General features: G+C 47.7%; 17 protein-coding genes. 5 read left to right on the forward strand and 12 right to left on the reverse strand.

The window, feature by feature from the left end; translation table 11 throughout:
• Window positions 1-108 precede the first annotated feature (108 nt).
• The 4 genes from QUA56_RS09825 to QUA56_RS09840 all read right to left on the reverse strand — a co-directional run bounded on the left by QUA56_RS09825 (window position 109) and on the right by QUA56_RS09840 (window position 4,291).
• The gene (locus QUA56_RS09825; RefSeq protein ID WP_333356462.1) at window positions 109-669 is read right to left on the reverse strand and encodes a Uma2 family endonuclease; all 561 of its coding nucleotides are present in this window, start codon (window positions 667-669) and stop codon (window positions 109-111) included.
• Between the two features lie 168 nt (window positions 670-837).
• Window positions 838-2,985, reverse strand: coding sequence for a tetratricopeptide repeat protein (locus tag QUA56_RS09830; protein ID WP_333356465.1), 2,148 nt, complete (start codon window positions 2,983-2,985; stop codon window positions 838-840).
• Between the two features lie 261 nt (window positions 2,986-3,246).
• On the reverse strand, window positions 3,247-3,423 hold the full coding sequence (locus tag QUA56_RS09835) for a hypothetical protein (RefSeq protein WP_333356467.1): 177 nt from the start codon (window positions 3,421-3,423) through the stop codon (window positions 3,247-3,249).
• A complete protein-coding gene (locus QUA56_RS09840; RefSeq protein ID WP_333356469.1) occupies window positions 3,413-4,291 on the reverse strand; it encodes a 6-carboxytetrahydropterin synthase in 879 nt (292 codons plus the stop codon). Before QUA56_RS09840 ends, QUA56_RS09835 begins: the two co-directional genes overlap by 11 nt.
• A gap of 431 nt (window positions 4,292-4,722) precedes the next feature.
• On the opposite strand from QUA56_RS09840, the gene QUA56_RS09845 reads away from it, so the two are divergent.
• Window positions 4,723-6,222: a cyclic nucleotide-binding domain-containing protein gene (locus QUA56_RS09845; RefSeq protein ID WP_333356471.1), complete on the forward strand. Its 1,500-nt coding sequence runs from the start codon at window positions 4,723-4,725 to the stop codon at window positions 6,220-6,222.
• A 176-nt stretch (window positions 6,223-6,398) separates the two neighbouring features.
• Here the strand turns inward: QUA56_RS09845 and QUA56_RS09850 are convergent, their stop codons facing one another.
• From QUA56_RS09850 to QUA56_RS09875, 6 genes are all read right to left on the reverse strand, one after another.
• The gene (locus QUA56_RS09850; protein WP_333356474.1) at window positions 6,399-7,079 is read right to left on the reverse strand and encodes a J domain-containing protein; all 681 of its coding nucleotides are present in this window, start codon (window positions 7,077-7,079) and stop codon (window positions 6,399-6,401) included.
• Between the two features lie 445 nt (window positions 7,080-7,524).
• Window positions 7,525-8,487 (reverse strand): cysteine synthase A, encoded by a 963-nt coding sequence (gene cysK, locus QUA56_RS09855; protein ID WP_333356477.1) that lies wholly within the window; start codon window positions 8,485-8,487, stop codon window positions 7,525-7,527.
• 76 nt (window positions 8,488-8,563) lie between these two features.
• Window positions 8,564-9,004, reverse strand: a complete 441-nt coding sequence (locus QUA56_RS09860; RefSeq protein WP_333356480.1) for an Rrf2 family transcriptional regulator — start codon at window positions 9,002-9,004, stop codon at window positions 8,564-8,566.
• Window positions 9,005-9,495: 491 nt separating this feature from the next.
• The gene (locus tag QUA56_RS09865; protein WP_333356483.1) at window positions 9,496-11,694 is read right to left on the reverse strand and encodes an iron uptake porin; all 2,199 of its coding nucleotides are present in this window, start codon (window positions 11,692-11,694) and stop codon (window positions 9,496-9,498) included.
• Window positions 11,695-11,986: 292 nt separating this feature from the next.
• Window positions 11,987-13,636 (reverse strand): HD domain-containing phosphohydrolase, encoded by a 1,650-nt coding sequence (locus QUA56_RS09870; protein WP_333356486.1) that lies wholly within the window; start codon window positions 13,634-13,636, stop codon window positions 11,987-11,989.
• Between the two features lie 717 nt (window positions 13,637-14,353).
• The gene (locus QUA56_RS09875) at window positions 14,354-14,635 is read right to left on the reverse strand and encodes a 4a-hydroxytetrahydrobiopterin dehydratase (RefSeq protein WP_333356489.1); all 282 of its coding nucleotides are present in this window, start codon (window positions 14,633-14,635) and stop codon (window positions 14,354-14,356) included.
• Between the two features lie 587 nt (window positions 14,636-15,222).
• Here QUA56_RS09875 and QUA56_RS09880 point away from each other — a divergent pair.
• Window positions 15,223-15,447 (forward strand): hypothetical protein, encoded by a 225-nt coding sequence (locus QUA56_RS09880; protein WP_333356492.1) that lies wholly within the window; start codon window positions 15,223-15,225, stop codon window positions 15,445-15,447.
• Window positions 15,448-15,522: 75 nt separating this feature from the next.
• Window positions 15,523-15,735, forward strand: coding sequence for a hypothetical protein (locus QUA56_RS09885; RefSeq protein WP_333356494.1), 213 nt, complete (start codon window positions 15,523-15,525; stop codon window positions 15,733-15,735).
• Between the two features lie 73 nt (window positions 15,736-15,808).
• Here the strand turns inward: QUA56_RS09885 and psbD are convergent, their stop codons facing one another.
• Window positions 15,809-16,867: a photosystem II D2 protein (photosystem q(a) protein) gene (gene psbD / locus QUA56_RS09890; protein WP_333356497.1), complete on the reverse strand. Its 1,059-nt coding sequence runs from the start codon at window positions 16,865-16,867 to the stop codon at window positions 15,809-15,811.
• A gap of 516 nt (window positions 16,868-17,383) precedes the next feature.
• Here psbD and QUA56_RS09895 point away from each other — a divergent pair.
• Complete coding sequence (locus QUA56_RS09895) at window positions 17,384-17,656, forward strand: hypothetical protein (RefSeq protein WP_333356500.1); 273 nt, start codon at window positions 17,384-17,386, stop codon at window positions 17,654-17,656.
• Window positions 17,653-18,351, forward strand: a complete 699-nt coding sequence (locus QUA56_RS09900) for an energy-coupling factor ABC transporter ATP-binding protein (protein WP_445242889.1) — start codon at window positions 17,653-17,655, stop codon at window positions 18,349-18,351. The genes QUA56_RS09895 and QUA56_RS09900 overlap by 4 nt, the downstream gene beginning before the upstream one ends.
• Before the next feature lie 99 nt (window positions 18,352-18,450).
• Here the strand turns inward: QUA56_RS09900 and QUA56_RS09905 are convergent, their stop codons facing one another.
• Window positions 18,451-19,242: a DUF4058 family protein gene (locus QUA56_RS09905; protein WP_333356505.1), complete on the reverse strand. Its 792-nt coding sequence runs from the start codon at window positions 19,240-19,242 to the stop codon at window positions 18,451-18,453.
• Between the last annotated feature and the right edge of the window lie 91 nt (window positions 19,243-19,333).

The following is a 19,333-nucleotide window of genomic DNA, read 5'->3' on the forward strand; positions in this document are numbered from 1 at the left end:
ACTTGCGCTGATTTGAGGAATTAAACTTATTATAGTAGAAGGAAGAAGCGAAATTTTGCGAATTCAAATCGCCCCCTAAATTAGTAAAATTTAATAAAAAAAATTCTATTAACCCAATATAAAATCAACGCTCACTTCTAAATCGGAAAAAGCCAGCGGCGCAACTTGTTGACCGCGCCAAAACTTGAGCATTAAACTATAACCGTTCGGGCTTGGCTGACGGTAGACTTCCAAACAATCTTCAACTAAATCTACAAGCCAAACTTCCTGAATGAGCGATCGAGCGTAAATGGATAATTTCACATCTCTGTCATAATCAACCGTACTATCTGAAACCTCAACTAACAGCAAAACTTCAGACGGTACAGGATGGGCTGTGGCGTAGTAGTCAGCACGAGGTTGCAGCAATACAACATCCGGTTGAGGTTCAGTGCGCTCAGTCAACTGGATAGAGTCTTGGACACCCAGAGTGGCCCGATCTTCTGGAATGAGGCTGAAGCGCCTGGTGAGACGCTTAACGGAACTTGCGTGACGAGTACCAATTGCAGCCATTTTAACAATCTCTCCTTCTATGAGTTCTACCCGATCGCCCTCGGAGAGAATACCAGCCTCAGTCATCAAATGATATTCTTTTACTGTAAATAACCGTTTTTGAAGCTGAACAGACATATAAATATTCTCCTTGTTTGCAGCTTACCTAAATTTACCATAAAAAAAACCGCCCCAAACGGAGCGGCAAAAAGAGAAAAAATTTAGCTGACAAACCTTAGACAAAAAACATTTAATTGCCCACTATACTAACTTAAAAGTAGGGTGCGCCTCCCCAATAACTGACACCTAGGAATTTTGAACAACCGAATTGAGCTTAACTTCAGTCTCTTTTTCACCCGATTCAATTTTGTCTGTATCCTGCTTTAATTCTGATATAACTGCGCCTCGATCGCGCCAAGCTTCGGCATTTTCGGGCTTGATGGCGATCGCGCGATCGTAAGCTGCCATTGCTTCCTCATACCGCTTTAATGCTGACAAAGCTGTCCCGAAGTGGTGCCAAGCGTCGTAGGAGTCGGGCTTAATAGCAATTGCTTTCTCATAAGCTGCGATCGCTTCTTCATTGCGCTGCAATTTTGCCAATGATTCGCCTTTACCAAACCAAGCTTCGTAACACTCCGAATTAAGGGTAATTGCTGATTCGTAAGATGCAATTGCTGCTTCGGGCTGCGACAGTTTCTCGAAAGCTGCGCCTCGGTTGTGCCACACTTCAAAATCCTGCGGTTTAATGGCAATTGCTTTGTCGTAGGATGCGATCGCTTCTTGATAGCGCTGCATTTTTCCGAGAACTCCGCCTTTATTGTACCAAATTTCGTATTTGTCGGGTCGGATGCCCAGAGCTCGATCGTAAGAAGCAATAGCATCGCTGTAGCGGAACAATCTCCACAGCATATTGCCTCGGTTGTACCAAGTTTCGTATCTCTTGGGATTGAGAGCAAGAGCGCGATCGTAAGAATCAACTGCTGCTGCGTACTGCTGTATTTTGCCCAGCATCGCGCCTCGGTTGTGCCAAATTTCGCTGTCGTTTGCTTTGATAGCCAGGGCGCGATCGTAACTGGCGATCGCTTCTTCGTAATGCTGCAATTTACCCAACAAAGCCGCTATACTGTGCCAACAACCGTATTTTCGGGATTCGCTCGAACTTGCTCGCTCGTAACAGGCGATCGCCTCTTGATACCTGTGCATTTTTCCCAGCAAATTCGCTTTATTATACCACGCTTCGTGGTTATCCGGTTTAATTGATATTGCTTGGTCGTAACAGGCGAGTGCTTCTTCGTGGCGCTGCAATTTTATTAACACATTTCCGCGCCAATACCAAGCCTCATCCAAATTATTATTCGCTAAAATAGCTTTTTCCAGGCAGACTACTGCCTCATAATAATTGCCTTGAAAATAAAGCCCTTCGCCTTGCTTGATATAATCGTCAGCAATCAAATTTTCGTCGCTAGCAGGTGCAGTTTGCGAATTTTGGGAATTGTTTAACTGCGGTTGAGTTGCGAGTTTGAGAGCTTCCTTGGCAACAACTGCGGGAACTTGGGAAATTTCTTGAACAATTTGAGATTTTTTCTCGTCAACTTCTGTCAACAAAACTTGCAGGTGCATGATAAATTGAGATTTGAGAGTCTCAATTTGCTCGACGGAAGATTTGGAAAGTTCAGTTTCTCTAGTTAAAAAATCAATGGATTGTTTAGCGGCACCCATTTGCGCTTCTAATTCATTCCTCAACTTTTGAGTCAGTTGGCTAGAATTGAGCAGCTCTGATTCCAACACACCAATGCCCTGCAATCTTTTATTTGCATCAGCAACTAACTGTTTGATTATCAGCCGTCGCATCATCCAAAAAAAGGCAATTGTCACTGGTGGAAATACAGTACCAAGAATTAGTAAAATATTGAGCAGAGTTATGGTACTATTAAAACCGTATCCAGATTCATCACTGCCAGTAGGCGACGAGATCAAAGCGAAAACATCGCGAACTTGAGGATTGCTTTCAACCCCGGTTTCGATTAATTTAGCCAGCCAGGTTTCTTGTAAAGATTTTGTTAGTTCATCGCCGGATGCAGCAGGAGGATTCGTCTTGGTTTTTGCAGCAGCAGATAACTCCGGTTGAGCGGCCGCTACCAGCAAACCTGTCGGCGATTTTACAGCAATTCGCGGGGAAAATTGTTCGTGGGCGATCGTCTCAGGTGCGCTAACTAACTCAGCCCGACGGGATACGGTAGTATTTGCGGAAAATTGTTCGTGGGCGATCGTCTCAGGTGCGCTAACTGACTCAGCCCGACGGGATACGGTAGTATTTATCGCATCAACAAAGTTGCTAGCCTGCGGTGTCTGAGGAGAGACGGGAGGCGCAGCAGGATTGGCGCTTGTATTGGTAGTTAAATTCTGGGATGCGAGGGCGGCCAGAGTCAAGAGAGCTACATTTGAGACCCGCATAAACGTCAACTCACCTAGGAGAAATTAGTGCTTGGTTGTCAGCGATCGGGCGATCGACCTCATACTGTCAGCAGTTAGAATAGCTGACATGAGGAATGCTGGCTTACTATCTCCAAAATACGCGCGGAGTCTGACTTGTCAGGAAAAGTGCCAATAATTCTGGCTGTGGAACTTTTTTGAAAGAATATATTCTCGCGCCTAATCCGGTTGAATAATCCTCGGAATCATCATTAGGCTGGTAGGGCCGGGTTCACCCACATCTTAACTTTCTAACGAAAATATCAATAAACCCGCCCGCCCCAACTTCGATCGCCCGAATTGTCGGTAAATTGCCCAAATTGCGATCGCCCGGTTTAATGATTTGGCGGTTTTACCAATCTGCACAATTGCCCAATATCTCGGTTCACCGCCCCAACCGACCAAATTTTTAGCTTTCAACCCCAGCTAAAACCGCTGACGGTTGCTGACGTTCAGCCGCCACTTCCTCTAAATCAGCGCCGTAAATTTCACAGCTATTATTCGGACTTTCAATCAGTTTAATCTTGTGCAACTCTGCGCCCAATTCCCGAACGGGCGATCGCAATAATTGCCCGATCCGAACCGCAATATTTTCCGCAGTCGGCACAACATTTTCAAAATAGGCAATATCCTTATTTAAAAAAGTGTGATCGAACGGTTCAACAACATAATCGTCAACGGCTTTTTGCAAAGCTCCCAAATCAGCAATCATGCCAGTCCGCGCATCAATTTCCCCTTTAACAGTCACCTCTAAATGATAGTTGTGACCGTGACCGTTGGGACGAGCACATTTGCCGTAAATTTCCGAATTTTCTTCAAAACTCAAATCTGGACGAGCCAACCGATGGGCGGCGCTAAAATGAGTGGACAAAGTTAAATAAGCTTCCATTCCGTTTCCTAAATATTCAGCCCAAAGTTCGGGATGTTCAAACAATTGAATTTTGCTCACAGGTAAATGAGGGGCTAGCCGCAACCAAATTTGCCGTGCAATGTTTTCGGTAGTTGGCAGAGTCTGCTCAAATTCCGGCCACGCTTCGTTAAGGTAGGAAAAATCGAGATCCTTGGTAACTTCCCGCTTGATGACGTGCTTGACATCAGACAGGTTGAGCACCATGCCGTACTCGTCGAGTTCGCCTATCATGGAAACGTAAAGGACGTAATTGTGTCCGTGTCCCGGTGCGCGGGCAGTTGGGCCAAACCGCTCAAAGTTCTCGGCTTCGCTCAACTCCGGCAGCCAGTACCGGTGACTCGCCGAAAACTGTGCCCGACGATTGATGATGCACTGCATAAAAGTCAAGTAGGGTAAGCTTGTTAAGTTCTGTAAAGGACTTACTTCTTAAGGATAAACTAATTTTTGCTGGAATTTTTCGATAATTTGAGGGTGCTGTTAATGAATTTCTACCAATTTTCCAGATATTGGCAACACATCGCCGATCGAGCTGCAGGGCCTATTTTGCGCCACAACACAGATATCCGGCAGAAAATACTGCTACAAAACAGTTTCTCGCCATCAGTTACAAGTCTTTAAGAAAGTACGCGCTCTTCGGGGCTATCCCGAACGTGCGTGCGGGCCCGTTGGGTAGGGAATCGACTTTTTTTGCAACACTGGACACTCTACATTTAGATTTTTTCGTCTAAGCTCTGCAATAGCTCGCAGTCTGCCGTTAAATTGCAACCAAAACCGATCGCCCATTACCAATCACCAATTACGAGATATTAATGAATTGGATTACTGCACGAGCCGATCGCTTTTTTGAAAATTTGTCTGGTGCGATGACAACCCCGCTATTTTATGTCGGGGACACTCATCTGTCGATCGGCGCGATCGTCAAACTGCTCATCTTAGCTATATTTACCTTAATTATAGCTCGTCTCATCAGTGAAGGAATCAAACGCAGCCTGCTAGTTCGGATGGGATTGGATCGCGGCAGTCGAGAAGCTATTTCCACCATCATTAGCTATATTTTGGCAACTCTTGGCTGCATATTAGTTATGCAAGGTGCCGGCCTAGACCTCACTTCTCTCACCGTCTTAGCAGGCGTTGTCGGCATTGGCTTCGGCTTCGGGTTGCAAAATCTCGCCAGCAACTTTATCAGCGGTCTCACCCTGCTATTCGAGCACCAAATTAGAGTGGGAGATTTTATTGAAATAGACAGCTTATTAGGAACAGTAGAAACAATTTCGATTCGCTCGACAATTATCAAAACAATTGACGGTCTCTTTGTAATCATACCAAATATTAAGTTTGTAGAAACAAATATTATTAACTGGAGTTACAGAGACCCCAGATGCCGCCTCCACATCCCCATCGGCGTTGCTTACGGATCGGACCCAGTAATAGTTACGGAAGCGCTGTTAATTGCGGCGCGGATGGAATCGAACGTCTTGTCCCATCCTTCTCCTAAAGTATGGTTTTGCGGTTTTGGAGATAACGCTTTAAATTTTGAACTTTTAGTTTGGATTGACCAGCCGCAGGAAAGCAACGCCATTAAAAGTGCGGTCAATTTTTTAATAGATTACGAATTCCGGCACCGAAATATTGAAATTCCATTTCCCCAGCGGGATTTGTGGCTGCGAAACCCGCAAGAGTTAACTAAAGTTTTTCACGATCGCAAAGACGATAATTCCAACGGAAAACTGTTTCCGCAGAATGCCAAACATTCAACAGAACTCAAATCTAATTCCACCGTTTCCGATCATAAAAATCCCGGGCCTAAATCGCCTAATAATTGGACGCTGCGAGATTTGTTGCGGCGAGTAACTTATTTTGAACAGTGTACGGATTTAGAACTGCGACAGTTAATTGAATACGGCTACCGACAACTGTTTCCAGCGGGACAGGTTGTATGCAAAGAAAATGACCCGGGCGATTCTTTTTATATTATTCTTTCGGGTACTGTCGAAGTTCTTTCTCAAAAAGCCGGTCAGTATATTGCTACGCTTCACGAGGGCGAGTTTTTTGGGGAAATATCTTTGCTGTTGGGAACTCCGAGAACGGCGACTGTTAAAACTAGCGAAGATGCAATTTTGTTTGTGGTAGAACGCCACGATTTGCAAAAACTTTTAAGAGAACAACCGAATTTAGCAGATCAGATTGCTCAAAAATTGTCGGAACGCCAGCAAGCTTTGAGAGATTTGGGATTGTTAGATGGCGACTCTCTGGAACAAACTCCTCTTATTAAAATTCGCAAGCGAATTCAAGTTCTGTTTGGAATTTGATACGGGAAAAAAGTTCGGCAACGAAGCACTGTAAGGGATTTAACGGATTTAACGGATGAATGTTGAGGGAATTGGAAATTGGGAATTGGTAATTGGTAATTGGGCAATTCTCCCACTCTCCCACTCTCCCACTCTCCCACTCTCCCACTCTCCCCTCTCCCCCTCTCCTTGACTAACTAACTTTTAATTTTTAATTCATCCTGTGCTTCCCGCCGCAGTCTAGCGGCAATTCTAAACAGTTCTTGACCGGTGTGCAAGTGGCGATCGTCATAATTGAGGGTAAATAGCTGCAATTCTTCTATCCCGTCTCCGACTTGATTTATACAGTAGTAGAGATGGGCCGCAACTCCGGCTACATTAGATGGATTGGGCATCGATCTAAGAAAGTTATGAGCTTTTTTGAGAAACTCGCGGCTGGTTTCGATATAAAGTTGAAACTTTTCTATGAGTTCGTCATCAAACGGATCTGCGGACAATTCGTCTATTTCCTTTTTAAGCGGCTTCAAGATGCTGTTGAGCATTCGATTGACTGGTTTGTATACTTTAATCAGCCACTGTTCCATTTGTTCGTCGGCGTCCCTTGCTGTTTGTTTTTGCTGGCGGCTGACGTTTGGTGCACAGGGTGATTGCTGTTGGCTTTGCTCAGAAATTTGACGATCGTAAGATTTTCTGTGCTGGGCGTCTCCTAATATTTCATAGGCTGCATTGAGGCGGACAATCTCTTCGTGACCGGCTGTGGAACTCTGGCTGTCTGGATGAAATAATTTGACTAAACGGCGGTATGCTTGTTTAATCTCGGCTTGTGTTGCGGTTGGGCTAATTTTTAGGGTTTTGTAGTGATTGGTAACGAAAGACACGCTGTTATTTCCTTGAAATCTGGATAATCTGCGAAAAAGTGCTTGACAAAAATATCATTATTTGCTACTTTATTAGGTATTTATTTGATATAAATGTCAAAAATTCTAAGTAAAAAACCTCAGTTTTCAACTTATCATAAATCTATTTTAGAAAAACATTGATGCTTTTGAAGTGGCAAGCCGATCGACATTGGAGACTCCTCTAGCGCTGCTCCCGCCAACAGTTAGCTCCTTCTGTTCTTTTGTCTTCCTTCGCCACAAGAGCGCTCAGCGCCCGCTTCCCTAACGCGCCGAAAGCGGTTCAAAAAACAGCCCCTTCAGAAATTCGGCATCGCGCGCGATCGAGGAAGCTACAACCTATCGCAATTCTTTAAACTCAAAAGCCAAGCAGGGCGTACACTGTACGCCCTGCTTTCAGCTTCTGCGACTTGGGCTGGAGGTTTGCCTAGTTGACAGCCACCGCCAGATTGAGTTCTGGATCTTGGAACAAGGGAGTGCTCAGATAGCGTTCGCCGAAGCTAGGCTGAATCATCACAATCAATTTCCCTGCATTTTCGGGACGCTTGCCGACTTTCAGGGCTGCACATAGTGCCGCACCGCTGGAAATACCGGACAAAAGTCCTTCTTCTCTAGCCAAGCGGCGGCCGTAGGCGATCGCCTCGTCATCGGTAACAACTATCACCTCGTCGATCGAATTCACATTCAGCACCGGCGGCACAAAACCAGCACCGATACCTTGAATTTTGTGAGGCCCTGGCTTTCCGCCCGACAGTACCTGACTGTTGGCCGGCTCAACGGCGATCGCCTTAAACTCGGGTTTCCGCGACTTGATCGCCTCCGCCACACCCGTAATCGTCCCACCAGTCCCAACCCCAGAAATCAGGAAATCCACCTCGCCGTCTGTATCTTCCCAAATTTCCTCAGCCGTTGTCGAACGGTGAACCTGCGGGTTGGCAGGATTGCGGAACTGCTGCAACATATAAGCATTTGGAGTTTGGTCCACAATCTCTTGAGCGCGGCGGATGCAGCCGCTCATGCCCTCAATTCCCGGTGTCAGTTCTAGTTGCGCCCCATAAGCTCGCAGCATCGATCGGCGTTCCGTGCTCATCGTATCCGGCATTGTCAAAATCAACTGGTAGCCCTTAGCCGCCGCCACCATTGCCAGAGCAATTCCGGTATTGCCAGAAGTCGGTTCCACTAAAACCGTTTTGCCTGGACTAATCAGCCCTTCGGCCTCGGCTTGATTGACCATACTGACACCGATGCGGTCTTTCACCGATGCTGCCGGATTCATGCCTTCGAGTTTTACCACAATCCGAGCCAAGCAGCCTTCAGCTTGGGGAATGCGGTTGAGTTGCACCAAGGGCGTCCGCCCCACCAATTCTGTAATGTCGCCAGCAATACGCATAATCTTTGTCAGTTTGTGGTTGAAAGTAAATTGTTAATTTCTAATAATTACAGATTTTCTTGTCTAATATCCTTCACTAGATGTAATACATGACATTGAGCTGCCGCCTGCCATTGCGTTTTTCGCACATATCCTGTAAAGTGTATTTTTGCAAAACAGAATTAGCTATTGAGCGCGCTTCTTGCCAAACTTCCCAAATCACCGCACTTTCTACAGTTTGAGCAGGCGAGTCTTTTTCAGAGCGATCGAAATCAGAGCCTTCGAGGCAGTTGACAATTTCTAGGAGTGTAATTTTCCAGGGTTCTCTCGCCAAGATATAACCTCCCTTGGCTCCTCGCTGGCTGCGAATCAGCCCGCAGCGTCTCATGGTAGCCAGCAACTGCTCTAAATATCGATCGGGAATATTTTGCTGAGCCGCTATCTGGCGAATTTGCAGCGGTTCACCTTCTGAGTAGCAATCAGCCAGTTCCAGCAAAGCCAAAATTGCGTATTCGCTTTTACAGGAAAGTTCTACCATAATTGCTTCAAATATCAGAATTATCAACTCCGAAGTCAGATGTTAAAATTCTCCTCAATGTTGAGTTGCGAATTCTAACTCCTAACTTTACCTTCTATTGTACCCCGGTTTTCCACTAAACTTAATCGACTTTCCTGAATTCAGACTTGGGACGCGGCGCACTCTCGCTTCTGTGAAACCCGGTTTTTCGTTTCCACTTTCTCCGGTTCCATGAGGGAATTACCTCAAGAAACTGGTTTCTTGGGTCTATGACTGATAATTTTTATTTTTTCATATAGCAATCCTTGCAGGAGTCGTAAATTTTTTACCCCACCCCAACCATCCCCGAACCCGCTGTGAGTCCGTAAGAAATTCACAAATTATTTAGGATGGCTGTAGATTGTCGGTACCCTGTCCGGTACACAAAAAAGCCCTGCTGCAGGCAGGGCTAAATTTGGCAGAGTTGCCAGCAGAGACGGTATGTGACCCGCCTTGCCTCCTCTAACCCGCTCTTAGAACGTGAAAGTAGTTCTGAGAGTACCAATAATAATGTCGTCGTTACCGTCATTTTGATTGGGGTTGGTAATCCAAATGACGCCAGGAGTCAGAGAAATGTTATCGGTGAGCTGGTACTTGTAGAACCCTTCAACGTGCCACGACTGGTCATTTCTGAAGCTCCGCAAACTCCTCGGAGCCTCAAGTTTATCCAAGTAAGGCTCGCGACCTACCACAAAGCCGAGCAAGTTACCTTCTTTCCCTAAATCGGGGAAAGCCAAGGTAGCTGCGTAGTTCCAAATTCTCGCATCGCCGATGCCGATGATGCGAGCATTGGTTAAACCACCCCAGCCACCAATTACAAACCTCGGGCTCAGCCGGAACGAAGCCTGAGCGCCGTAGGAGTTGCTAACAACTTTGCGAGCGCGGAAGCCGTCAAAGCCTTCGCTCAAACCGTTGAGAGAATTAGCCACACCGGTACCGGTGAAGCCGCCGAGACTGTCTGGCCCGTTCCCTAAACCGTTGTCAAACCCAAAGTTACCTCTGCTAAAGTAACCGTGGTTGTAGTTGAAAGCAACTTGCAAGTTGCGTCCGGGGGTAAAAGTCAACTGGCCCATTGCCGCGTAGTCGCCGTTGAACAAGCCCGCGCCCTTGCTAGGATTGGCTGCATTTGATGCCAAGTAGCCGAAGGACAGAGAAGTCGGGCCGAACACGCCGCCCAGCAAGCCCCTGCCGCCGAAGGCATAGTCAAAGCCGATCCCCGCGCCACCGCCCAAGCGGTAAATTGGGTTGCGCTGTCCAAATGCGCTCAGTGCTCCGTTGCCACCGTCAAAGTCTTCAAAGTAAGGGTTGACAGTCGGCATAATGTCGTCCCAAACGCCAGCGTTGGCTGCAATGGTAACGTTCGTCCGCGCGCTGAGGGGAAACTTGTACAGCAAGCTGTCAAGGGCAAAAACGTTGTCGGTTCTGCCGACTACATTCCAAGTTTGAGTGCCTTCGCTGGTAGCCCCAAGATTGAAGTTGCGACCGTTGCCGACTTGAAGCCTGGTCAGCAACAAGTCTCTGCCGGTGAAGCTCGTATTTAAATTGAGACGCACCCGCTGTTGGAAGACTGCTTCGTTATTGTTGCTGCCGACTCTTCTTTCGTCTCGACCAAACAACCCAACGTTGCCGCCAAAGTCGTCACTGAGGGCAAAAATTGCTTCCCCAGTCAGCTTGGTAGTGGTGGAGAATTGGTTGGCTTCGAGTTCGGCTGTCCGAGCTTCCAAAGCATCGACGCGACCGCGCAGGGTTGCCAGTTCCGCTGCAAATTCTTCTTGGAGCCGTTGGAGGGCTGCCAAGTCTTCTTTCGTGGCGAAGTTGCCAGTGCCTCCTCTAATTAGCTCGCTAACCTTGTCTAAGCAAGCATTTAAACCGGCTGCGAATTCGTAGCGGGTCATGGCGCGGTTGCCGCGGAAGGTGCCGTCGGGATACCCGGCAATACAGCCGTAGCGCTCGACTAGGGATTGCAGTGCTTGGAATGCCCAGTCTGTGGGCCGCACGTCGGAAAGTTGAGATACTGAGGTAACTTGACCTTGAGTTTCGCCGCCGGCAGCACCTTCGCTGCTGTACTGGTTGAGCTGTTCTAATGTGGCTGCTGGGTTTTGCTCTTGTGGTGCGGCAGTTTGAGCTAGAGATTCAGCCGGTTTGGGCAAACTTTGTTCTGCCGACTCTGCCACTGCCGGGGCTGGAGTTTCTAATTGAACTGCACCGATTTGCTCTGGGAGAGCGGTAGCTGCCGGGGCTGGAGTTTCTAATTGGGCTGCCGGGGCAGAATTTTCTACTGGTTGAGCGACTGTTGGCCGGGCGGCGGCTAAAGATTCACTTGTAGGTTGTGATGCCGCTTCGGGATTTGCCGCTGCGGGGGCTGTGTTGGCTCCGGCGATCGCACTTTCAGTTGCAGTCGTGTCCGAATCTGCAATCGCTGCCTGGGTTTCGCTGCCAGCGACTTGGGAAATTTCTTCGACTGGCTCGGAGGCTGCAGTTGTTTCGGAAACAGCAGCTAAAGCATTTAGTTTCGCTTCGGAGGTTTCAGCGGTTTCAGCTTTGGCGGCAGCCGGCTTGAGCGCATCAGCAGCCTGCTGAGCGTCTGCTGCCATCGCGCTCGAAGAAACTACTAGGGTAGCTCCTAAGACTGCTGGGCTGATTAGTAGGTAACTCCACAAAAATTTCGACATATTCACTCTCATCCTCACACCGATTACAGAGAAACTTTTCTAGTCTTCTATGTGGTCAGTCGTTGCTCAACTAGCATACTCTAAAAAGAGACCTAAAATTCACTTTTTCTTTTGATTCTTTCGGGCTGACCGAGTGTATAGATGTGACTGGCTGCTGCGGAGAGCCTGTTTTTTACCCTGTACTCAACCGCGTCAAAACCAGACAAGACTTTGGCTGTCGATTGATGTGACTGCTTACACTTGATAGCGCTCGATCGCCTATTTACTTTTTAGCACAGCACGCCCGACTCGTCTAGGCTGATTCAAATTTCACCTCCAAGCTGTGTCCGAGGACGCTAAATACTCGGCGGTGGTCGAACAATTCTAACAAATCGGCGTTGATTTTGTGGTGAGCTGCTTCTTGCCGCAAAATTTTCATCGCTGCCTCTGTACGCAGAGCTCGCTTGTAGGGGCGATCGCCTGCTGTCAAGGCGTCGTAAATATCGGCGATCGTCATCAATTGTGCTTGAATGGGGATTTCTGACTTGTTTAAACCTCGCGGATAGCCTGTGCCGTCGAGTTTTTCGTGATGTCCGTAGGCAATGTCGGGAACATTTTTTAAATCCTTTGTCCAAGGAATTTGAGTGAGAAACTCGTAAGTGTGAGTTACGTGAAATTCTATTGCCGATCGTTCTTCCGCCGTCAGGTTGCCCCTCGACACCATCAACTGCACGATCTCGTCTGGGGTTAGCAGCGGTTTAATTGCCCCGTCTATATCTCTGTAAGTTTGCCGAGAAATCTCTCGCAGTTGAGCTAGGGGTTCTGCTGCCATAATGTGAGGCTCGTTTGCCTCTAGCAGCACTTCCCAGTATTCTGCTAATCGGGTTTTCGCCTCTGCTAGCTTAGTATCTAGCTGTTCGATTTCCTGGCATTGAGCGCACTCTGGCTCGTCGCTCGGGTGTTTTCGGTAGGCTGAATGCTCCAGCAAGTATTTATATTTAGACTGGACGCATTCCATTTCCATCGTCCGTTGAGCTAAGCCAAAGCGGTGGCGAATGATTTCTAGCTGTGCGGGGTAGAGCTTTTTCTGTTTGGTCAAAACTGCTTCGGAGACTCCGATTTTGCCAAAATCGTGCAGCAGGGCGGCGTAGCGAATTTCTTGAATTTGGCGGTTGTTAAAGTAAACAGAGCGCAGTCCTCCGCTGCTGACGGTGTTTACTTCTTCTGACAGGCGTACTGTGAGGGCTGCTACTCGTTCTGAATGGCCGTAGGTACAGGGGTCTCTGGCTTCTATGACTTGCACTGAGGCTTTGACGAAGCCCTCGAACAAATGTTCTATGCTTTCTTGGAGTTGATTGCGCTCGATCGAGATTGCTGCTTGAGAAGCGAGCGAGCGAACTATCCTTTCTTCCCACTCCGAATACTGCTGCGTCGATTCCCAGGCATTCTCTGCACTCAGCACCGCATCTGCTTTTGTTTTGCGGTTGATCAGTTGCAGCACGCCTATTGTCTCGCCCTGTCGGTTTTGCATCGGCAGTACCATTACCGAGCAAGTGCGGTAATTAATATCCCTGTCAAAACTGGTATCTAGCTGGTAGGGTACGCCCGGGGGTAAGTCGTAGGCATCAGACAGGTTCAAACTTTGACCTGTAATTGCCACGTATCCCGCCAAGCTTTTGTCTGTCAGCGGAAGGGCAAACTCCTTAAACGACAGTCTGGCTTGAGAAGCGTTTTGGGCTACCTTGAACAGCAGCTTAGATGTTTCGTCGCTGTGATCTACTAAGTAAACGCTGCCAGCATCGCTGTAGGTAATTTCTCTACTTTTGGATAAAATTAAGTTTAACAAGTCGCCCAAATCTTGGGCGCTCGACAGAGCCGCGCCAATATCTAAAAGCTTTTCTATCAGATCTGTTTTTTCTGCCGCAGACTTGTTCTTGAACTCTGGCTTTTCAAATACGATCATCGTCGGAGGATGGCGAATAGCCTTTTATAAACATATTCTGAGAGATTGAAAACATTGCCTCCCGATCGAACCCGGATGACAAGCGACGGCTCGACGGCTCCACGCTCGCTTCGCCGAACGTCTCAAGGGACTTTAGTCCCCGTGTTCTTTTTTCTCGGCCTTGTGCTGGCGCTGCTGCGATCGTCATAGGTCTAAAATTAAGTATAACTAGACAAGGTAAAAACTTAGCTGGATTAGTTGAGCGCTCCATCACACCGATAGGTGTTGCAGTGTAGGAAAGCTCGCATTTGAAAAAAACCTAACTTACGGTCAATAACTAATTAAGTACGGTAGGGCATACCGGAATTTACGCTTGTGGAGAATTTACCTCTACTCAAACAGGAGTAATCCAGTCGCAAGCGGCGCCAGCTCGTTAAATGAATCAATAATCCTGTATGAAAGACCTGAAAGTCTGAAACATCTTATAAGTTGCACCATTCTCAACTAGCCTTTTAGGAACAGGCTCTCCGGCCTGTGAAGCGAGAAAATTTATCTTTTGTGGAACGGGCATCTTGCCCGTTCTTGAGAATGGTGCAAGATGTGAGAAACATTGGACTTTTGGCATCTACACTTTTTCACACCCGATTCTAACCCAGAGTCGATTTTTTATTGGCGAGATTTCGGCGATCTGGGACTGTCGCTAGATGCAGTGGCTCCTGTTGGGAAAACGCAACTTTTTTAATCTAGCGTAGAAATCTCTTGGGCTAGCTCAAAGTCTTTCTCAGTTAAGCCTCCGGCATCGTGAGTTGTCAAGTTAACTGTAACTTTGTTGTAGGAGATTTCTATGTCTGGGTGATGTCCTGCGGCTTCTGAGGGGGCGACCAACTTATTCACCCATGCGATCGCTTCGATAAAATCTTTAAATGAACGGGTACAGCGCAGTTGCTTTCCTTCAACTGTCCATCCTGACAATAGACTGGCGCGCTCTTGAATTTCAGTATCGTTAAGTAGGTCAGCCATAATTTTTTTTGTATTTTGGGATGAGCAATGGCAGATTCAGAGTCCACTTGCGGAAAATCCTACCAAAAACTATCCGCTCTCACCAATAGTGTTGAGGCTCAAGTTTTCATACTCAAGATTTAACACTATTTGAGGTGAGAGCGGTCTAGCGGGTCTTCAGATTAGAACCTGACTGCCGGGAGAATCCCTAGCTCAGCCTGGTTCCCCGTGGAAGTCGTTTCCAGTTGGAAACGACGGCTGACTGCTAGTGAGCGGCCCCGGCGCACAGCCGGTAGTTTCCAATCTGATGACCCATGCGTTTACTACTTTCTATCATGGGCATCACCTCCAGGTTTAGCTAAATGGCTTTATATTTGAACGCACATCACCTAAATACAAGATTTAAGGTGATGATTTGTGCGCTAGCCATTGCCAGCGTTACCGAAAGAACTTGCGTTCTGAGTATCATTCCAGCAGTCACAATTATTAGAATAACACAAGGAATTAGAAGTGGGGGGATGCAAATTGAGATTTTTGCAAGATCGGGGGAAATTACTGCTGCAGCAAGGTTTTAGATCGATCTCTACAGCAATTGGACGATCGAGATTTTGAGCGGATTGCTGGGTTCTGGGGCGATCGATCTAAAGCGGGTAATGTGCGATCGGCTGCTGCTCGATTGCTTGGCAGATAGGAGTTTGCCAGATGTGGCGATGTCGTCTGGTTTAGCGAAAGTCTGCCAGATCATCGATCGAAGGCAGAATTTGACTGTTGTTGAGTTAACAAGCTGGTACAATGCCAATGCAACCGAGAACGTCAACAGTTACGGTAATTAACCCAATTTTAAAGGATTAAAGGTTTGTCTGTTAAGAGCGGTTACTCAGGCAGGTATACTTCAGTCGAGCATTCTTTTGGCGTATAAAGTTTTTGGGGTAGTAGCGAGTTTTTGCGCCATTTTAGCAGCCTCACGCTTTTATGGAATTTCCATCCCAATTTTTAATGCTGCTGCGGTTCTTCGTCTACCCATTATTTTTATCTCTATCTCGCTTTTATTTTTTATAGAATGGCGCAACAAGACTTTTAATAAAATAAAAAGCTCCCGCCGATCGGCAGGAGCTTTTTAAACATTAAGGGTAAAGCCTAAATTGCTCGATCTTACCCTTTTAAAATGTTGGAATTTTTGATATTTCGCGCTGATTACAGAGCGTTACCGCGAGGCAGAACTTCTTCAGGGAAGATGAAGTTTTCGTGAGGTTGGTCGGTAGGAGCCATCCAAGCACGAATGCCTTCGTTAAGCAGAATGTTCTTAGTGTAGAACGTTTCAAACTCAGGATCTTCGGCCGCGCGCAATTCTTGTGATACGAAGTCATAGGCGCGCAGGTTTAATGCTAAACCGACGATGCCAATGGAGCTCATCCACAAGCCTGTGACTGGCACGAACAGCATGAAGAAGTGCAACCAGCGCTTGTTGGAGAAGGCAATTCCGAAGATTTGCGACCAAAAACGGTTGGCTGTGACCATACTGTAGGTTTCTTCTGACTGAGTTGGGTTGAAGGCGCGGAAGGTGTTAGCACCGTCGCCGTCTTCAAACAAGGTGTTTTCTACGGTTGCACCGTGGATGGCGCACAGCAGCGCGCCGCCCAAGATGCCTGCAACGCCCATCATGTGGAAGGGGTTGAGCGTCCAGTTGTGGAAGCCTTGCAGGAATAGCAGGAAGCGGAAAATTGCTGCGACGCCGAAACTGGGGGCGAAGAACCAGCCTGATTGACCCAAGGGGTAAAGCAGGAACACCGAAACAAACACGGCTATCGGGCCTGTGAATGCTAGGGCGTTGTAGGGGCGGATGCCTACCAAACGGGAGATTTCGATCTGACGCAGGCAAAAGCCTATAAGTGCGAAAGCGCCGTGGAGGGCAACAAATGTCCACAGGCCGCCGAGTTGGAACCAGCGGGTGAAGTCCCACTGTGCTTCGGGGCCCCACAGGAACAGCAGGGAGTGTCCGAGGCTGTTGGCTGGGGTGGAGACTGCTACGGTGAGGAAGTTGGCTCCTTCGAGGTAGGAGCTTGCCAAACCGTGGGTGTACCAGGAGGTGACGAAGGTGGTGCCTGTTAACCAGCCACCGATGGCTAGGTAGGCGCAGGGGAATAGCAGGATGCCAGACCAGCCTACGAAGACGAAGCGATCGCGTTTGAGCCAGTCGTCGAGGACATCAAAGATGCCTCTTTCGTTCTGGGCGCGTCCGACTGCGATTGTCATTACGCAAATCTCCAAATGGATATAATTACAGCGGATCGGTCTCTAGATCATTGGTCTCCAACCGTTGCCTCTGCTTAGCAGAAAACGAGTTGGATTATGAACAGAGTTTACTTTTCTTTACCGTATTGACGATTATAGGGGTAATTCTTTACAAGAGCAAGTTTTTCTTAAAAAACTTCCGGATCTTGACTTGTCCGAAGTCCCCGAAGTCCCCGAAGCCCTCGAAGTCGCCGAAGTCCTTGCTCTACATTTGGGAATTTCTACTCTATGAGACTCTCTGGGCTTTCCGTCAGCAACCCTGTTGCTTCATATATATCGTCCTCAACCTCTGATTTTTCTAAGAAACTGGGTTTGTTTGGGTAAGTCTACAGGACTTACGCACTCAAGGGCGTTAAATCAAGGGTTTGAGATTGCTTGACTACGTTCGCGGAGGACAGAAAATCGCAGTACGTGCGTCCAGGACTATCCTATATATATACTGAGGATAGAGCTCCAAACTTAGGTTTTTAAGACTATATGTTCAGCATTGACATCATTGTGAAGAATACGCCCGTCTCGCTGTCGGTGCAGCGGAAGTTGGCGGAGGACGCTGAGGCTGTTTACCAGCAGGTTTTAGAGGCGATTCGCAACTCCCAACCGCAAATATTGGAACTCACTTGCGAGAAAAATCCTGAGAAAAAGGTGGCTGTGCTCAGCAGCGAGATTTCTGGGGTGGTGGTTTCTCAGAAATCGGGGGCGTCATCTACAGGCAGATCCCCGGGTTTTGTCTCGATGTCGGCAGCAGAATGAGGGCTGGGGGTGTTGGTGCCGATATGGGCCAGTCAGCGGTTGCTGTGCGGGATTTGGGTTTTTGCTGGCCGTCGGGCGATCGAGTGTTGCAAGGTTGCTCTCTGGATGTACCCAAGGGCGAGTTTTGGATGCTTTTGGGCACTAACGGCAGCGGGAAGTCTACGCTGTTGAGGCTGATGGCTGGGCTCCTGCACCCCCAGTCGGGGGAAATTGACTTGGGCGGGCGGGTGGGTTTTGTGTTCCAAAACCCGGATCACCAACTGGTGATGCCGACTGTGGGTGCGGATGTGGCTTTTGGTTTGGTGGAGGAAAAGCTTTCTAACGTTCAGGTGCGCGAGAGGGTGGCGGAGGCTTTGGAGGCTGTGAATTTGCTGGATTTGCAGCGGCGGCCGATTTATGCTTTGAGTGGGGGACAGAAGCAGCGGATTGCGCTGGCTGGGGCGATCGCCCGTCACTGCGAAATTCTGCTGTTGGACGAACCGACGGCTTTGTTAGATCCTGATTCTCAGTTGGATTTGGTGGCGGCGGTGCAGGGATTGGTGAAAAATCGCGGGATTACGGCTTTGTGGGTGACTCACCGTTTGGATGAGTTGAATTACTGCGATGGGGCTTTTTTGTTGGAAAAGGGCCAAGTGGTCGATCGCGGAGATCCGGCGCGTTTGAAGCAGCGGTTGATGCAAAGTCAAGATGTTTAGCTGTTAAGCAATTGTTGAATTAAGTTACTCGGCGATTGAAATCGCTTCTACAGAAACGAAGTCTGCCTTCGCAGACTAAGAGCATAGCTGCACGCCCAATCAATCTCGCAATCCTCGATCGCGCAACCAAGCATCTGCCCAAATTGTATCGGCCTCTGACAGCGGTGGTATGACTTCCCAGTTGCGATAATCTATCTTGAGGTCGTAACTTGCTATGTCGTAAATTTGAGTGAATAATTCCTGCAAGTTTATGACAGGTTCGGTATCGCCCGATCGCAGCGGCAGATGAAAGGCAGGCATCGGGTTCTGCACGTTAAAAGCATATAAATCTGCTCTGGGACGGCGATTTCCCCGACACACCAAAACGCTATAGTGACTTTCAACATCATTGCCAATAATTGGCATTTTTCGACCGCGCCGCAATAAATCTATTTCAATTAAATGAGTGCGGCTACCTAAAATTTCTTCTCGCTTTTCCTCGTACATTTGTCGTCCTTTTCCTGTGCGCTTATTGCTAGGCGAGAGGATTTCAATCAGGGTAATTAGTTCTTGGTTTCCTCTTTCTCTAATTTCTAAATAGCCTTCCCGAACCTGGTAGGGCATGGGAATATTTACTGTCAAGGGTTGTGTTGGTGGCGCTGCAACGGCTACGTTTGATGTTGTGATTAATTCGGTTGTAGTTCTTGGCTGAATTACGTTTACGTCAGGAATGCCAATTGATAAATTGTCGTCAGCGGTTTCATACATTCTCACTTCTACAGACACTAAATACTTAGGACGTAATTGCGGAGATAATAATCTGGCAATTTCAATAATTAGCCAGTGGTGTAGGGCAGGCCAGAGTTCGGGATGCTCTAAATACGGGTCCATACCGGGAAAGGGAGATGGCATTGATGTGACTCCTTGACTCAAGTCTATTTACAGTTTAGCAACATTTTAATATTTGTGGAACAGGCCGGAAAGCCTGTTCTTTAGACAGCAG

Source organism: Microcoleus sp. N3A4 (assembly GCF_036701805.1).
Classification (GTDB): Bacteria; Cyanobacteriota; Cyanobacteriia; order Cyanobacteriales; family Microcoleaceae; genus Microcoleus.

Excerpts from the sequence above, each read along its gene's own strand:
- QUA56_RS09870 (WP_333356486.1), bottom strand. The coding sequence starts at position 13,636 with ATGATCGTATTTGAAAAGCCAGAGTTCAAGAACAAGTCTGCGGCAGAA.
- QUA56_RS09865 (WP_333356483.1), bottom strand. The coding sequence starts at position 11,694 with ATGTCGAAATTTTTGTGGAGTTACCTACTAATCAGCCCAGCAGTCTTA.
- QUA56_RS09840 (WP_333356469.1), bottom strand. The coding sequence starts at position 4,291 with ATGCAGTGCATCATCAATCGTCGGGCACAGTTTTCGGCGAGTCACCGG.
- QUA56_RS09845 (WP_333356471.1), top strand. The coding sequence starts at position 4,723 with ATGAATTGGATTACTGCACGAGCCGATCGCTTTTTTGAAAATTTGTCT.
- QUA56_RS09860 (WP_333356480.1), bottom strand. The coding sequence starts at position 9,004 with ATGGTAGAACTTTCCTGTAAAAGCGAATACGCAATTTTGGCTTTGCTG.
- QUA56_RS09905 (WP_333356505.1), bottom strand. The coding sequence starts at position 19,242 with ATGCCATCTCCCTTTCCCGGTATGGACCCGTATTTAGAGCATCCCGAA.
- QUA56_RS09900 (WP_445242889.1), top strand. The coding sequence starts at position 17,653 with ATGAGGGCTGGGGGTGTTGGTGCCGATATGGGCCAGTCAGCGGTTGCT.
- QUA56_RS09825 (WP_333356462.1), bottom strand. The coding sequence starts at position 669 with ATGTCTGTTCAGCTTCAAAAACGGTTATTTACAGTAAAAGAATATCAT.
- QUA56_RS09895 (WP_333356500.1), top strand. The coding sequence starts at position 17,384 with ATGTTCAGCATTGACATCATTGTGAAGAATACGCCCGTCTCGCTGTCG.
- QUA56_RS09875 (WP_333356489.1), bottom strand. The coding sequence starts at position 14,635 with ATGGCTGACCTACTTAACGATACTGAAATTCAAGAGCGCGCCAGTCTA.
- psbD (WP_333356497.1), bottom strand. The coding sequence starts at position 16,867 with ATGACAATCGCAGTCGGACGCGCCCAGAACGAAAGAGGCATCTTTGAT.
- QUA56_RS09830 (WP_333356465.1), bottom strand. The coding sequence starts at position 2,985 with ATGCGGGTCTCAAATGTAGCTCTCTTGACTCTGGCCGCCCTCGCATCC.
- cysK (WP_333356477.1), bottom strand. The coding sequence starts at position 8,487 with ATGCGTATTGCTGGCGACATTACAGAATTGGTGGGGCGGACGCCCTTG.